The 14,300-nt window shown below is 62.0% G+C and carries 13 protein-coding genes; 6 read left to right on the forward strand and 7 right to left on the reverse strand.

Annotated elements, in window-relative coordinates:
• Positions 1-212 precede the first annotated feature (212 nt).
• Positions 213-554 carry an antibiotic biosynthesis monooxygenase family protein gene (locus tag AC19YY_RS02315; protein WP_024077189.1) on the forward strand — a complete coding sequence of 114 codons (342 nt, stop codon included), beginning with the start codon at positions 213-215 and terminating at the stop codon, positions 552-554.
• Between the two features lie 8 nt (positions 555-562).
• The gene (locus tag AC19YY_RS02320; protein WP_169954636.1) at positions 563-844 is read left to right on the forward strand and encodes a hypothetical protein; all 282 of its coding nucleotides are present in this window, start codon (positions 563-565) and stop codon (positions 842-844) included.
• 102 nt (positions 845-946) lie between these two features.
• Here AC19YY_RS02320 and AC19YY_RS02325 read toward each other — a convergent pair whose 3' ends face one another.
• Complete coding sequence (locus tag AC19YY_RS02325; protein WP_170041879.1) at positions 947-1,579, reverse strand: flavin reductase family protein; 633 nt, start codon at positions 1,577-1,579, stop codon at positions 947-949.
• A 196-nt stretch (positions 1,580-1,775) separates the two neighbouring features.
• Here AC19YY_RS02325 and AC19YY_RS02330 point away from each other — a divergent pair, with 196 nt between their 5' ends.
• Positions 1,776-2,531: a COG4705 family protein gene (locus AC19YY_RS02330; RefSeq protein WP_170056842.1), complete on the forward strand. Its 756-nt coding sequence runs from the start codon at positions 1,776-1,778 to the stop codon at positions 2,529-2,531.
• A gap of 63 nt (positions 2,532-2,594) precedes the next feature.
• Here the strand turns inward: AC19YY_RS02330 and AC19YY_RS02335 are convergent, their stop codons facing one another.
• The 4 genes from AC19YY_RS02335 to AC19YY_RS02350 form a co-directional block, all read right to left on the reverse strand.
• A complete protein-coding gene (locus AC19YY_RS02335; protein WP_169954639.1) occupies positions 2,595-3,914 on the reverse strand; it encodes an MFS transporter in 1,320 nt (439 codons plus the stop codon).
• A 275-nt stretch (positions 3,915-4,189) separates the two neighbouring features.
• Positions 4,190-5,524, reverse strand: coding sequence for a sigma-54-dependent transcriptional regulator (locus tag AC19YY_RS02340; protein WP_169954640.1), 1,335 nt, complete (start codon positions 5,522-5,524; stop codon positions 4,190-4,192).
• Positions 5,518-7,284, reverse strand: coding sequence for a sensor histidine kinase (locus AC19YY_RS02345; protein ID WP_169954641.1), 1,767 nt, complete (start codon positions 7,282-7,284; stop codon positions 5,518-5,520). The genes AC19YY_RS02340 and AC19YY_RS02345 overlap by 7 nt, the downstream gene beginning before the upstream one ends.
• Positions 7,285-7,505: 221 nt before the next feature.
• Positions 7,506-9,029 carry a fumarate hydratase gene (locus AC19YY_RS02350; RefSeq protein ID WP_131062231.1) on the reverse strand — a complete coding sequence of 508 codons (1,524 nt, stop codon included), beginning with the start codon at positions 9,027-9,029 and terminating at the stop codon, positions 7,506-7,508.
• 243 nt (positions 9,030-9,272) lie between these two features.
• Here AC19YY_RS02350 and AC19YY_RS02355 point away from each other — a divergent pair, with 243 nt between their 5' ends.
• The gene (locus tag AC19YY_RS02355; RefSeq protein ID WP_170041882.1) at positions 9,273-10,205 is read left to right on the forward strand and encodes an iron-sulfur-binding ferredoxin reductase; all 933 of its coding nucleotides are present in this window, start codon (positions 9,273-9,275) and stop codon (positions 10,203-10,205) included.
• 154 nt (positions 10,206-10,359) lie between these two features.
• On the opposite strand, the gene pyk is transcribed toward AC19YY_RS02355, so the two are convergent.
• A complete protein-coding gene (gene pyk, locus AC19YY_RS02360) occupies positions 10,360-11,811 on the reverse strand; it encodes a pyruvate kinase (protein ID WP_029295454.1) in 1,452 nt (483 codons plus the stop codon).
• A 176-nt stretch (positions 11,812-11,987) separates the two neighbouring features.
• Between pyk and AC19YY_RS02365 the strand changes: the two genes are divergently transcribed.
• Positions 11,988-12,362 (forward strand): tol-pal system YbgF family protein, encoded by a 375-nt coding sequence (locus AC19YY_RS02365; protein ID WP_170041883.1) that lies wholly within the window; start codon positions 11,988-11,990, stop codon positions 12,360-12,362.
• A gap of 230 nt (positions 12,363-12,592) precedes the next feature.
• A complete protein-coding gene (locus AC19YY_RS02370; protein WP_500603940.1) occupies positions 12,593-12,952 on the forward strand; it encodes a PilZ domain-containing protein in 360 nt (119 codons plus the stop codon).
• A 13-nt stretch (positions 12,953-12,965) separates the two neighbouring features.
• On the opposite strand, the gene AC19YY_RS02375 is transcribed toward AC19YY_RS02370, so the two are convergent.
• Entirely contained in the window at positions 12,966-14,297 is a 1,332-nt protein-coding gene (locus AC19YY_RS02375) for a DUF58 domain-containing protein (protein WP_500603828.1), read from the reverse strand.
• Positions 14,298-14,300 lie beyond the last annotated feature (3 nt).

Raw genomic sequence — 14,300 nt, forward strand, 5'->3', positions numbered from 1 at the left:
AAGCACACAGCCTGTCATCTGCCTGAAACAAGGCGCTAACCCCTGCAATAAAGCCTGACGCCAAACCCTGGGTCTACGCTTCTGGCAGGATTGTGCAATAAGCCGGCAGGAATCGACTAACCGCGCTGGGGCCTGCGCCCGTATCTTTGACCCTGTGGCAACACGCCCCCACAGTGCTTGCCGAGCATCACTTCTCAACGGGAGAGTCGAACATGTCCACCCCCATTCCCGCGAGCCATATGGCCTTTATCCGCGCCCGCAGCGGGTGCAGCACCGAACTGGGTGCACGCTTGAGCAGTTTGATCGAACCGGGCCGCCAGGCTCAGGGTTGCCTGCAATTCTCGTTGCAGCACTCCCAGGTTGACCCCGATGTATGGCTGGTTTCAGGTTTCTGGAGCAGCGAACAGGCGATGAGCGCTTATTTCAGCTCGCCGGCCCTGATGCTGTTTACCGAGCTGTTGAACGACATGGTCGTGCGCAGCATGGACTTCCAGACCTTCACCGACGCATCCGCCGCCAATGCCTACGGCGAGTACCTGCAACTGGCAGGTTAAGGTTTAGAATGGCCGACTTTCCATTGGCCAGGACCTGCAACATGGCACGTAAAGAGTTTGCCCACCACGAAGCTGTTTCCGCCCTTGTACGCGAAGACCAGGGTGGCTATAGCGCCGCCATCGCCGTCAAGGCACTGGACGGCATGAGCGCACCGCGCTTTCACAAGATCCTCGATGGCCAACTGTTCAAGACTGCCGACGACGCCGACGATGCGGCGGCCCAGCAATTGGAGCGCTTGATCGCTATCGATGAAGAGGGCCAGTTGGCCTGGGCAACTGCAGCAAACTAAAGAACACCACCGACCCAACTGTGGGAGCGGGCTTTGTGTGGGAGCGAGTAAGCCCGCTCCCACACAAGCCCGCTCCCACATTTTTGACTGCATTGCATCCAATCAGGGTTTGGTAGCACCTGGTCGGTACATCTTGAACAGAGCTTGCGGTCCCAGCTGGAAATAATCCGCCGGGCCGCCGCCCCGCAGAATCGGCTCGGCCGCTGCGGTGTCGTACACCCCATCCTTGAGCAGCCATTTGGCGATGTGCACCGCGACCACTTCGCCAAGTACCAGCCAACTGGGCACCAGCTCCTTGTCGGCCCGCTGCAACTGAATGATCTGCGTGACCTTGCACTCGAACGACACCGGGCTTTCGCCGACCCGTGGCACGGCAATCACCTTGGACGCCACTGGCGTCAGCCCGGCCAGTTCAAACTCGTTGACCTCTGGCGACACGGCGGCGCAGCTCTGGTTCATCTGCTCGGCCAGCGGGCGCGTGGCCAGGTTCCAGACAAACTCGCCGGTCTGTTCGATGTTATTCAGGCTGTCTTTACGCCCGACACTGGAAAAACCAATGATCGGCGGGATGTAGTTGAAGGCATTGAAAAAACTGTAGGGCGCCAGGTTAAGGCGGCCTTCGCGGTCCTGGGACGAAATCCAGCCAATCGGGCGCGGGCCGACGATGGCGTTGAACGGGTCATGGGGCAGGCCGTGGCCGTTGGCGGGTTCATAGAAATGGATATCGTCAGGCATGGACGGCGGTTCCTGCGGCGGGGAAAGCGCAATAGTGCAGGCCCAAGGGCAGGATTTCCACCGGATTGGCGCTGCCCTATGGAATTTTCATCCATCGCCCACCTATTTTTCACAGCTGCACGGCCAGTCTGCACGCCAGGTCGATACCCCCCCATGAGTCGGCCTTTCGAGACTGAACTCTGGAGCCTTCTGCACAATGAACAAACTACCTCAGATTACCCTGGCGTTCTGGGTCATGAAGATCTGTGCGACCACCCTTGGCGAAACCGCCGGGGACTTGTTGTCGATGACCCTGAATGTCGGCTACGCCATCAGTTCGATGATCCTGCTCAGCGTGTTCCTCATCACGTTGCTGACGCAGTTATGGTCGAAAACCTACAACCCGGTGCTGTACTGGATCGTGATCCTGTCGACGAGCACGGCGGGCACCACCATGTCCGATTTTATGGACCGTACCCTGGGCCTGGGGTACGCCTCCGGTTCGATGATCCTGATTGTCCTGTTACTGATAGTGTTCGCCCTCTGGCACCTGAGCGGCAATTCGCTGAACGTGAACAAGGTGCAGACCCCGCGCGGCGAGCTGTTCTACTGGGTGGCAATCCTGCTCTCCAACACCCTGGGCACGGCCCTGGGGGACTTCCTGGCCGACGACTCTGGCCTGGGCTTTGCTGGCGGTGCGATGTTGATCGGCGCGAGCATCCTGCTGGTGGTGGCGCTCAAATACTGCACGACGGTTTCGTCGGTGGTGTTGTTCTGGGTAGCGTTTGTGTTGACCCGGCCCTTTGGCGCGACCCTCGGGGACTTCCTGACCAAACCCCATGAAAAGGGCGGCCTGGACTTTGGCACTGTCGGCTCATCGGCGGTGCTGGCGGCCGTGCTGCTGGTGATGATCGCCGGTGCCTGGTATGTACAGCGCCGGGATAACCGCCAGCCGCTGGCAGAGCTGTCCTGACGGGATAAAAAAGGGGCCATGTCATTTGCATGACATGGCCCCTTTTCTACACCTGGCGAACGCTTAGTCCGTGGTGATCCGCGAATGCTTGCGGGTGTCTTTCATGGTGATGTAGACCAACAGCGATACGGCAATACACGCGGTGACGTACCAGTAGTAGCCGGTTTCCATGCCGATGCTCTTGAACCACAGGGCGATGTATTCGGCGGTGCCGCCGAAGATCGACACGGTCAGTGCGTAAGGCAGGCCTACACCCAGCGCACGGATTTCGGTGGGGAACAGCTCGGCCTTCACCACGGCGTTGATCGAGGTGTAGCCGCTGACGATGATCAGCGCCGCCATGATCAGGAAGAACGCGCCCCACCAGGTCTGGACAGTGTGCAGGGTGGTGAGGATCGGCACGGTGAACAGGGTGCCGAGGATGCCGAAGGCGATCAGGATCGGCCGGCGACCGACCTTGTCGGACAGGCCGCCGACAATCGGTTGCAGGCACATGAACAGGAACAGCGTGGCCGCAGAGATGGTGGTGGAGTCGGAGATGCTCATGCCGACGGTGTTCACCAGGTACTTCTGCATGTAGGTGGTGTAGGTGTAGAAGGCCAGGGTGCCGCCCATGGTCAGGCCGACCACGGTCATCAGTTCCTTGGGGTGGCGCATCAAGGTGCGCATCGCGCTTTCCTTGGCTTTTTCCTTCTTGGTGAACGACTCGGTTTCTTCCATGCCACGTCGCAGGTACAGGGCCACCACCGCGCACAGGGCGCCGATGGCGAACGGGATACGCCAGCCCCAGGCATACAACTCTTCAGTGGTGAGGAGCTGTTGCAGCACGATCAGTACCGCCAACGCGATGAGCTGGCCGGAGATCAGGGTCACGTACTGGAAGCTGGAGAAGAAGCCGCGACGTTCCTTGGTCGCCATTTCACTCAGGTAGGTGGCCGAGGTGCCGTATTCGCCACCCACCGACAGGCCTTGCAGCAAGCGGGCGAACACCAGCAGGATCGGCGCGCCGACCCCGATGGTTTCATAACCGGGGCTCAGGGCGATGATCAGCGAGCCGAAGCACATCAGCAGCACCGACGCCATCAACGCGGCTTTACGGCCTGCGCGGTCGGCGTAGAGGCCCATCAGCCAGCCGCCAATCGGGCGCATCAAAAAGCCCACGGCAAAAATCGCGGCGGTGTTGAGCAGTTGGGCGGTGGTGTCGCCTTTAGGGAAGAAGGCTTTGGCGAAGTACAGCGAGAAAGCGGCGTAGACGTACCAGTCATACCACTCGACCATGTTGCCGACCGATCCGCTGAAGATCGACTTGATACGGCTGGAAGTGGTGCGTTCTTGCGCCGGCGCAGCCGCCGACCCCAGAGGCAGGGAATTGGAGTTATCCATTGAAGGATCCTTCATGTCATTGTTTTTGTGGAGCGCGCGTCAGCGCAGCCTGGTTGCAGCTATAGCAGGAGCTGTGCCAAGCAGGGGGAGGCCCGGTCTAGAAGGGTTGGGGGATTTTTTTGAGCGGAAAGCCGCTGATGGTTTTTTGGTGATGAGCGGAAATCCGCTTATGGCGGCTATCCTCATCGCAGGCAAGCCAGCTCCCACATTTTGATTTGCGAATACATTCAAGTGTGGGAGCTGGCTTGCCTGCGATGAGGCCCTAAGGGGCCTTCTCAATCGGGCGACAGAAACATTTCCCGGGTCAGCCCATGGCGCTGCAGCTTTTCATTGAAGGTCCGCCGTGGCAGTTGCAGCTCGGCCAGCACCGCCTTGATATCGCCCTTGTGCCGGGTCAGCGCAGCTTTCAGGCAATGGGCTTCGAACGCTTCCTGCTGGGCCGCCAGGGATTGCCCGGCCTCGATGCCTTCCGGCTCCGGCTCGCCGAGGCCCAGCACCTGGCGTTCGGCAACGTTGGCCAGTTCGCGCACGTTGCCCGGCCAGTCATGGCTGAGCAGCCGCCCCAATTGCGGCCCGCTGAGGGGCGCGGCCTCACGGCCCAGGCGTTCGGCGGCGCTCTGGGTGAAGTGGTCGAACAGCAGCGGGATATCTTCGCGGCGCTCACGCAGCGGCGGCAGGCGCAGTTGCGCCACGGTCAGGCGGTAGGCCAGGTCTTCGCGAAAACGTCCGGCGCGGGCTTCGTCCAGCAGGTCGGGCTTGGTCGCGGCAATGATGCGCAGGTCGACCTTGATGCTCTGGTTCGAGCCCAGGCGCTCCAGCTTCTGTTCTTGCAGCACCCGCAGCAGTTTTACCTGCTGGGCCAAAGGCATGCTTTCGATCTCATCGAGAAACAGCGTACCGCCGTCGGCGTACTCCAGCTTGCCGATGCGCTTGCCCTGGGCGCCGGTGAAAGCGCCGCTTTCATGGCCGAACAGTTCGGCTTCAAACAATTGCTCGGGAATCGCCGCACAGTTGAGCGCGACAAAAGGTTTTTTGGCCCGTGGCCCGAAGTCATGCAGGCAGCGGGCGACCAGTTCCTTGCCGCTGCCGGTCTCGCCACGGATCAGCACGTTGACCGGCAAGGCGGCGAGGTCCAGCACCTGGCGGCGCAAGTTCTGCAGGCTGCGCGACACCCCCAGCAGGCTCGACTCCAGTTGGGCGCGATGATCGGCCTGTTGGTGCAGGCGGCGGTTCTCCAGGATCAGCCCGCGCTTGTCCAGGGCCCGGCGCAGGCTGGCGAGCAGGGCGTCGGGGCTGAAGGGCTTTTCCAGAAAGTCGTAGGCACCGTCGCGCATGGCTTCGACGGCCATCGGCACATCGCCATGGCCGGTCAGGAGGATCACCGGCAGGTCGGCATCGCGCCGTTGTACTTCGGCCAGCAGCTCCAGGCCGCTGAGGCCCGGCATGCGCACATCGCTGAGAATCACCCCGGGAAAGTCCCTGGGCAGGTGGGCCAGGCAGTCCTCGGCGCGGCTGAACAACTGCACCGCGAACCCGGAGAGGTTCAGCCACTGTTCCACGGCCGTGCGGATGCTGGCCTCGTCATCAACCACGATCACCGCGTTCAGCATAGGTCCGGCGCCTCCAGCGCGATGGGCAGGGTCAGGGTGAAGACGGCGCCGTCGCCCTGATTGGCCGCACTCAGGCGTCCGCCCAGTTCATGCACGATAGCGTAGGACACCGCCAACCCGAGCCCGAGCCCGTCACCCACCGGCTTGGTGGTGAAGAACGGGTCGAACACGTTGTTCAGGTGTTCCTCGGCAATGCCGCCGCCGCTGTCGCTGACGCTCAGGTGCCACAGTTGTTGATCGGCATGCAGGCGGATTTCCAGGCGCTTGCGCGGTTTGTCGGCCATGGCATCCAGGGCATTGCGCAACAAGTTGATCAGCACTTGCTCCAGGCGAATGGCATCGCCGCGTACCCAGGCCGGGCGGGTCAGGTCGAGCACGGTGCCGATGGCTTCGTCGCGCAGGCGCGCGTCGAGCAAGTGCAGGGACTGGTCGACCACGGTTGCCAGGTCCAGGCGTTCGCGCAGGCCGCTGGGGCTTTTGCGGGCGAAGGTCTTGAGGTGGCCGGTAAGGGCGGCCATGCGAGTGAGCATGTCGTCCAATGGCGTCAGCGCCTGATAGGCGTCATCGATGCGCCCGTGATCGAGCAGCAGGCGCAAGGTAGCCAGTTGCATGCGCTGAGTGGTCAGCGGCTGGTTGATTTCATGGGCCAGGGCCGCAGACATCTGTCCCAGCGCCGCCAGCTTGGCCGATTGCACCAAGCCATCCTGGGCGGTGCGCAAGGCGCGGGTGCGTTCTTCCACCAGGCGCTCCAGCTCTTCGCGGCTGCGCTGGCGCAAGCGGGCCAAGCGCCAGCGCTGGCTGAGGAACAGCACCAGGAACACCAGGGTCAACCACAGGCCCGCCGCGGCGAGGCCGGCGTTGCGTTGGTCTTCAAAGGCCACCTGGGGTTTGCGCAGCAGGTGCAGGGTCCAGCCTTCGGCTTTGAGGGGCAGGGACTCCCAGATGTAGTTGGCGTTGCCTTCGGGCCCGGCCACGCGCACCAGATGACTGTTCTCGTCAAAACGCTGCAAGGTCTGGGTGTCCAGGGGCTGCAATTGCTTCTTGTCGTATTGGCGCGTGGCCTTGAGTTCGGCCAGATCGTTGGCCGACAGCGGACGCAGGTTGCGGTAACGCCATCCGGGTTTATTGGCGATAAACACGATGCCCCGGGCATCGCTGACTAGCAACAGGTCGTCGCCCTGGGCCCATCCGCGCTCCAGCTCCGGAAACTCCAGTTTCACCACCATGGCGCCGATGAACTGCTCCTGCTCATCCACCACCGCGCTGGAAAGGAAGTACCCCGGAATCCCGGTGGTCACCCCCACCGCATAAAAACGCCCGGTGCCCTGGCTGCGGGTCTGGCTGAAATAGGGGCGGAACGCATAGTTATGGCCGACATAACTGCTGGGCAGGCGCCAGTTGCTGGCGGCCACCGCCAGGCCGGTGCGGTCCATCAGTTCCAGGGTCGATGACTGCGCCGCACCGTTGATGCGCTCCAGTTTGTGGTTGAGCACCTCCTGGGTCGCCGGATCCAGCGGGCCTTTCAGGGCGCGGATCATTTCCGAATCCAAGGCCAGCACGGCGGGTAGGGCGCGGTAGCGTTCGATCAAGGTGTGCAAGGAGTTGGCATACAGCGCCAGTTGCTGGTTCGCACGGCCGGCATCGTCCACCAGGGACTGGCGTTCCGCCTGGCGCATGGCGACTGCGGCGGCCAGGACGGCACCGGCAATAATCAGCAGGGAGTAGAAGGTCAAACGCAATGGGCGAGGGATCGCGATCATACGAGAATGAACAGCTGCAGTAGGGGGCGAGCACCATAACATGCAGCAGGACGAGCGCAGTACTTGTGGGAGCGGGCTTGCCCGCGATTGCATCGACGCGTTCTGCTGCCAGACCGCAGTGCCTGCATCGCGGGCAAGCCCGCTCCCACAAAATCGCCGGTCATAAAAAAGGCGACTGTGGCATGGAGCCACAGTCGCCTTTTATCCTTGCGGGGACGTGCTTACTGCACTTCTACCGCCAGGCTTTCACTGATCTTTTGCTGCCAGATGGCGGGACCTGTGATGTGGACTGACTCGCCCTTGCTGTCGACTGCAACAGTGACCGGCATGTCCTTGACGTCGAACTCGTAGATCGCTTCCATGCCCAGTTCGGCGAAGGCCACCACGCGCGACTTCTTGATGGCTTGCGCCACCAGGTAGGCCGCACCGCCGACTGCCATCAGGTACACGGCCTTGTGGTCCTTGATCGCTTCGATGGCGGTCGGGCCGCGCTCGGATTTGCCGATCATGCCCAACAGGCCAGTCTGCTCGAGGATCTGGCGGGTGAACTTGTCCATCCGCGTGGCGGTGGTCGGGCCAGCCGGGCCAACCACTTCTTCGCGCACCGGATCTACCGGGCCGACGTAGTAGATGAAACGACCCTTGAGGTCTACCGGCAGGGTTTCACCCTTGTTCAGCATCTCGACCATACGCTTGTGCGCCGCGTCGCGACCGGTGAGCATCTTGCCGTTGAGCAGTACGGTTTCTCCCGGTTTCCAGCTTTGCACGTCTTCCGGGGTCAGGGTGTCGAGATTGACGCGGCGGGCCGACGGGCCGGCTTCCCAGACAATTTCCGGGTAGGCGTCCAGCGGCGGCGCTTCGAGCGAGGCCGGACCGGAACCGTCGAGCACGAAGTGCGCGTGACGGGTGGCGGCGCAGTTGGGGATCATGCACACCGGCAGCGAAGCGGCGTGGGTCGGGTAATCCATGATCTTCACGTCGAGCACGGTGGTCAGGCCACCCAGGCCCTGGGCGCCGATCCCCAGTTGGTTGACCTTCTCGAACAGCTCCAGGCGCATCTCTTCGATACGGTTGGACGGGCCGCGCTTTTTCAGCTCGTGGATGTCGATGGATTCCATCAACACTTCCTTGGCCATGACGGCGGCTTTCTCGGCGGTACCGCCGATGCCGATGCCGAGCATGCCCGGTGGGCACCAGCCGGCACCCATGGTCGGAACGGTCTTGAGCACCCAGTCGACGATGGAGTCGGACGGGTTGAGCATGGCCATTTTCGACTTGTTCTCGGAACCACCGCCCTTGGCGGCCACGTCCACTTCCACGGTGTTACCCGGGACGATGGAGTAGTGGATCACGGCCGGGGTGTTGTCCTTGGTGTTTTTGCGCGCGCCGGCCGGGTCGGCGAGGATCGAGGCACGCAGCACGTTTTCCGGCAGGTTGTAGGCGCGACGCACGCCTTCGTTGATCATGTCGTCCAGGCCCATGGTGGCGCCATCCCAGCGTACATCCATGCCCACGCGCACGAACACGGTGACGATCCCGGTGTCCTGGCAGATCGGGCGGTGGCCGGTGGCACACATGCGCGAGTTGATCAGGATCTGGGCCATGGAGTCACGGGCGGCCGGCGATTCTTCGCGCAGGTAGGCTTCGTGCATTGCCTGGATGAAGTCAACGGGGTGGTAGTAGGAAATGAATTGCAGGGCGTCGGCAACGCTCTGAATCAGGTCGTCTTGCTTGATCACGGTCATGAGTCGCGCTCCTCTATAAGGGAACATTCAATAAAGGTGGCTTCAGATGGGTGTATCGGTCGCTGAAGCCACCTTTTCCAAGGCACGCCGGGTAGTGCTGGCGCGACGCTAAAAAGGCGCGGCAGTATAACCCGGCGCGATGGCCGATACACCCGACGATGGTCAAACTCTCCCGACCACCCTAGGAGCCGGCTCCTGCAAAAAGCAGTTACAGTGATCGCACATTTTGATTCGAGGCCTTTCATGCCTGAACTGCACGTCGGCGAACGCCAGTGGTCGGTCTCCACCGGCAGCAATCTGCTGGATGCTTTGAACCAGGCCGGTGTGGCCGTGCCTTACAGTTGCCGCGCGGGCAGTTGCCATGCCTGCCTGGTGCGTTGCCGGGGTGAGGTCGAGGACAAGCAACCCGACGCCCTGAGCCCGGCCCAGCGCCAGGACGGTTGGCGCCTGGCCTGCCAGTGCCAGGTCACAGGTGATGTACAGGTCGAGGCCTTTGACCCCTTGCGCGACGGCGCGGCGGCAACGGTGCTGAGCGCCGATTGGCTGAACCCGACGGTGTTGCGCCTGCGCCTGCAACCCCAGCACGGGCTGCGTTACCGGGCCGGGCAGCACCTGGTGTTGTGGGCGGGGACGGTGGCGCGGCCTTATTCCCTGGCCAGCCTGCCCCAGGAAGATCCGTTTTTGGAGTTCCACCTCGATTGCCGCCTGCCCGGCGAGTTCAGCGATCGTGCCCGCCGGCTTGAGGCCGGTGACCCATTACGCCTGGGCGAATTGCGCGGCGGGGCGTTGCATTACGATCCGGACTGGCAAGCGCGGCCGCTGTGGCTGCTGGCATCCGGCACGGGGCTGGGGCCGCTGTGGGGCGTGTTGCGCGAAGCCCTGCGCCAGGATCACCAGGGCGCTATCCGCGTGATTCACCTGGCCCATGATACGGACGGGCATTATCTGGCCGAGCCCCTGGCCCAACTTGCCGCCAGCCACGGCAACCTCACCATCGAACTGTGGACGGCGGCGCAGTTGGCCGGTGCCTTGGCGCAACTGCGGCTTGTTTCCCGGCAAACCATGGCCTTGCTCTGCGGGCACCCCAGCAGTGTCGAGGCGTTTTCCAAGCGCCTGTTCCTGGCTGGCTTGCCGCGTAATCAACTGCTGGCCGATGTGTTCCTGCCCCGTGGTTGAGCGCTGATGGCTATCTGCGAGAACTCACCGTGTGCATTTGAAATGCATTGCAATGTGGGAGCGGGCCTTTGCAGTCAATCAATCACTCTCCTTTGGAATGCAAAAGGCCCTGGCATTCACATGCCAGGGCCTTTGCTTTGAGCAGGTCAGTCACTCAGACCATTGGGTCGCCAACGTGCAGGATCTTCATGCCGTTGGTGCCACCGATGGTGTGGTAGCTGTCGCCCTTGGTCAGGATCACCCAATCGCCTTTCTCGACTACGCCACGCTTGAGCAGTTCGTCGATGGCAGCCTGGCTGACTTGCTCAGGCGGCAGCGACGCCGGGTCGAACGGTACGGTGTAGACGCCACGGAACATGGCCGCGCGGGCCTGGGTTTCGCGGTGCGGGGAGAACGCGTAGATCGGGATCGAGGAACGGATGCGCGACATGATCAACGGCGTGTAGCCACTTTCGGTCAGGGCGATGATCGCCTTTACGCCCGGGAAGTGGTTGGCGGTGTACATGGCGGCCAGGGCGATGCTCTGGTCGCAGCTTTCGAACACTTTGCCGATGCGGTGGCTGGAGGTCTTGCTGGTCGGGTGCTTTTCAGCGCCGACGCAGATACGCGCCATGGCCTGGACCGCTTCCAGCGGGTACGGGCCGGCAGCACTTTCTGCCGAGAGCATCACGGCGTCGGTGTAGTCGAGCACGGCGTTGGCCACGTCGGACACTTCGGCACGGGTCGGCATCGGGTTCTGGATCATCGACTCCATCATCTGGGTCGCAACGATCACCGCTTTATTGTGGCGGCGTGCGTGCAGGATGATTTTCTTCTGGATGCCGATCAGCTCCGCGTCACCGATTTCCACGCCGAGGTCGCCACGGGCAACCATCACTGCATCGGACGCCTTGATCAGGCCGTCGAGGGTTTCGTCGTCGGCCACGGCTTCGGCGCGCTCGATCTTCGCCACCAGCCAGGCAGTACCGCCGGCTTCGTCGCGCAGTTGGCGGGCGTACTCCATGTCGGCGGCGTCGCGTGGGAAGGACACGGCGAGGTAGTCCACTTCCATTTCGGCGGCGAGCTTGATGTCAGCCTTGTCTTTTTCGGTCAGGGCCGGTGCAGTCAGGCCACCACCGCGACGGTTGATGCCTTTGTGGTCGGACAGCGGGCCGCCGATGATCACGGTGCAGTTGAGCTCGGTGACGGTGGCGGTGTCGACACGCATGACCACACGGCCGTCGTCCAGCAGCAGTTCGTCGCCGACGCCGCAGTCTTTCACCAGGTCCGGGTAGTCGATACCCACGACTTGCTGGTTGCCTTCGGTCAGCGGATGGCTGGTGGAGAAGGTGAATTTGTCACCGATCTTCAGCTCAATGCGCTTGTTGGCGAATTTGGCGATACGGATCTTCGGACCTTGCAGGTCACCCAGCAGCGCGACGAAGCGGCCATGCTTGGCGGCGAGGTCACGTACCAGCTTGGCGCGAGCCTTGTGCTCGTCCGGGGTGCCGTGGGAGAAGTTCAGACGGGCAACGTCCAGGCCAGCCAGAATCAGCTGTTCGAGGACTTCCGGCGAGTTACTGGCCGGGCCAAGGGTGGCGACGATTTTGGTACGACGGACGGACATGCACGGACTCCTGAGTTCTAGCGCTGGGGAAGGCTACTATGCTCTTTGGCTGTAGTCATTGTTCGTTTGCACTACTTATTGTCGATTCGCTTGTTTTCACTCTATGACGCCAGACGAACAACCTTGAAGATTTTCGCCCAAGGGTCGATACACTGCTCAAGACAGGAGAACACCCCATGCGAGTTTTGATCATTGCTGCCCTGGCCGTCAGTGTTGTCGGCTGTACCCGTTGGTCGATGGACCATCATTTGAACAATGCCTACCGTGCCTACAACGTGGGCGATTGTGAGCGGGTCACCCTGGAATTGTCCCAGGTCGACCGTGAAAGCCGGTCCCGTCGCTACGTGCAGCCGGAAGTCTCGATGCTGCGTGGGCAGTGCCTGGAACGGCAGAAGTTGTTTGTGGATGCGGTGCAGACTTATCAGTTCATCATTAGCCAGTACCCATCGAGTGAGTACGCGTTCCGGGCCCGTGCACGCCTGGATACGCTGCAACAACTGGGGCATTACCCTGGCGCAAGTGCAGCGCGCGCGCGACCTGCAGCCTTGTGATGATATACGCCATTTAATTGCTGGCCTCTTGCCAGAGTTGGGCTATTCTTTTGAAGTGCGTTTGTATAACTTTCAATTCAAACAGACACAAAAACAGGATTCGGTGGTTGTAGAGTGACAGGGCAGGGGCCGCTGTTGCACCGGGATCCAGGAGAGCGGGGGGGCATGTAGCTTCCCGGCCCGAATCACAGCAACGGCCACAGTCTTGGCCATTGGACGGCGATCTGATCATGTTGACTGACCGACGGATTGAGCGGCACCAGTTGCCCTATTTTTTAGAGGTGTTCAATCGCTTCACAGGTAAGCCCATCGGTTACTTGGGTAATATTTCCAGTGAAGGGCTGATGCTAGTCAGCCAATTACCCATGATGGTCAACGTGGATTTTGATCTGCGCTTGAAGATTCCAGGTCCTGAGGGTGATATGCACACCGTTGATTTCACTGCGACCTGCCTGTGGAGTCGTGAAGATATCAACCCCCGGCATTACGACTCGGGGTTTTGCGTGTTGGAGGCGCCCGCGGAGTACGGTCAGCTGATTGTTGCGCTGTTGCAGTACTTCAGCTTTGACCCCTTGCAGGCTTCGGCCTAGCGTCACACGCCGCTCACAACACGCCGGCTTTTTTCCAGCCCAGATATCGGGTTACCAGGTCGGCGCCCAGCTCAGAGGGATGGGCATCCATTACCATCAGGCCCTGCGCCTTGAGGCGGTCATGAAGTTCTTCCCGTGCATTGAGGTAATCGACGCTGCCACAGTAGGCCAGCGCCTGCGCCAAGGTCTGCACGGGGGCCTGGCGCAATTGATCCAGCACTCCTTCGCGCAGGCTCGCCACCAATACCCGGTGCTGGCGGCCGATGCGCTTGACGGCCGTCAGTAGTTCCTCATCGTCCTCATCGCGCAGGTTGGTCACTACGATCACCAGCGCCCGCCGTTTCTGGCGGGCCAGCAGCTGATTGGCGGCAGCCTGGTAATCGGCCGTGCGCCGGGTGCTGTCCAGGTCGTATACCGCGTTGAGCAACTGGTTCAACTGACCGCTGCCCTTGACTGGTGCCAGGTAGCGCGGCTGGTCGCAGGCGAAGGTACACAGGCCCACGGCATCGCCCTGGCGCAAGGCCACATAGCTGAGCAGCAGGCAGGCGTTGAGGGCGTGGTCGAAATGTGACAGTTCGCCGTCCTTGCTGCGCATCCGTCGGCCGCAATCGAGCATGAACATAATCTGCTGGTCGCGCTCATCCTGGTATTCCCGGGCAATCGGCGTGCGTTGCCGTGCCGTGGCCTTCCAGTCGATCTGGCGCAGGCTGTCGCCCTCGCGAAATTCGCGCAGCTGATGAAACTCCAGGCCCAGGCCGCGACGCTGGCGCTGGCGTACACCCAGTTGGCTGAGCCAGTTGTCTACCGCCAGTAACTGCGCACCGTACAGGCGGGCAAAGTCCGGGTAAACCCGGGTTGCATCCTTGACCGATACCTGGCGTTTTGCGGTCCACAATCCCAGGGGGCTGGGCAGATGCACCTCACAGCGCTCAAAGCTGAAATGCCCACGGCTCAAGGGGCGCAGGCGGTAGCCCAGGTCACTGTGTTCACCGGGGCGCAGGGCGATGAACTGCGGCAGGTTCTGCACGCTCAAACCATCCGGAACGTGATCAAACACCTTCAGCGTCAATGGCTGTGTGTAGTCATGCTCCAGGGTGATCCGCACCTCGCTCCAGCGTCCTAGCGCCAGGCTGCCTGGCATGTGCCGCCGCAGGCGTGGCGAGGGACGGCGTTTCAGGCGGGCAGCATCGAGCAATGCCAGCAAAAGCAGCGCCAGGAGCAGGCCCCAGGCCACGGAGTGCAGGGCGGCCGGCACCTTGAGTTGCAGGGCCGTGGCCGTTCCGAGGGCGATGTTCAGGCCCAGCAGCACCGCGAGCCAGGCCAGCAACAGGCGAGTAGGTCTCATGGG

It is taken from the genome of Pseudomonas sp. MF09156 (assembly GCF_059862305.1).

What these genes read in the sequence shown, in the direction of transcription:
- AC19YY_RS02345 (WP_169954641.1), bottom strand. Translation starts at nt 7,284, where the DNA reads ATGATCGCGATCCCTCGCCCATTGCGTTTGACCTTCTACTCCCTGCTG.
- AC19YY_RS02355 (WP_170041882.1), top strand. Translation starts at nt 9,273, where the DNA reads ATGCCTGAACTGCACGTCGGCGAACGCCAGTGGTCGGTCTCCACCGGC.
- pyk (WP_029295454.1), bottom strand. Translation starts at nt 11,811, where the DNA reads ATGTCCGTCCGTCGTACCAAAATCGTCGCCACCCTTGGCCCGGCCAGT.
- AC19YY_RS02340 (WP_169954640.1), bottom strand. Translation starts at nt 5,524, where the DNA reads ATGCTGAACGCGGTGATCGTGGTTGATGACGAGGCCAGCATCCGCACG.
- AC19YY_RS02325 (WP_170041879.1), bottom strand. Translation starts at nt 1,579, where the DNA reads ATGCCTGACGATATCCATTTCTATGAACCCGCCAACGGCCACGGCCTG.
- AC19YY_RS02365 (WP_170041883.1), top strand. Translation starts at nt 11,988, where the DNA reads ATGCGAGTTTTGATCATTGCTGCCCTGGCCGTCAGTGTTGTCGGCTGT.
- AC19YY_RS02330 (WP_170056842.1), top strand. Translation starts at nt 1,776, where the DNA reads ATGAACAAACTACCTCAGATTACCCTGGCGTTCTGGGTCATGAAGATC.
- AC19YY_RS02350 (WP_131062231.1), bottom strand. Translation starts at nt 9,029, where the DNA reads ATGACCGTGATCAAGCAAGACGACCTGATTCAGAGCGTTGCCGACGCC.
- AC19YY_RS02315 (WP_024077189.1), top strand. Translation starts at nt 213, where the DNA reads ATGTCCACCCCCATTCCCGCGAGCCATATGGCCTTTATCCGCGCCCGC.
- AC19YY_RS02320 (WP_169954636.1), top strand. Translation starts at nt 563, where the DNA reads ATGGCCGACTTTCCATTGGCCAGGACCTGCAACATGGCACGTAAAGAG.
- AC19YY_RS02370 (WP_500603940.1), top strand. Translation starts at nt 12,593, where the DNA reads ATGTTGACTGACCGACGGATTGAGCGGCACCAGTTGCCCTATTTTTTA.
- AC19YY_RS02335 (WP_169954639.1), bottom strand. Translation starts at nt 3,914, where the DNA reads ATGGATAACTCCAATTCCCTGCCTCTGGGGTCGGCGGCTGCGCCGGCG.
- AC19YY_RS02375 (WP_500603828.1), bottom strand. Translation starts at nt 14,297, where the DNA reads ATGAGACCTACTCGCCTGTTGCTGGCCTGGCTCGCGGTGCTGCTGGGC.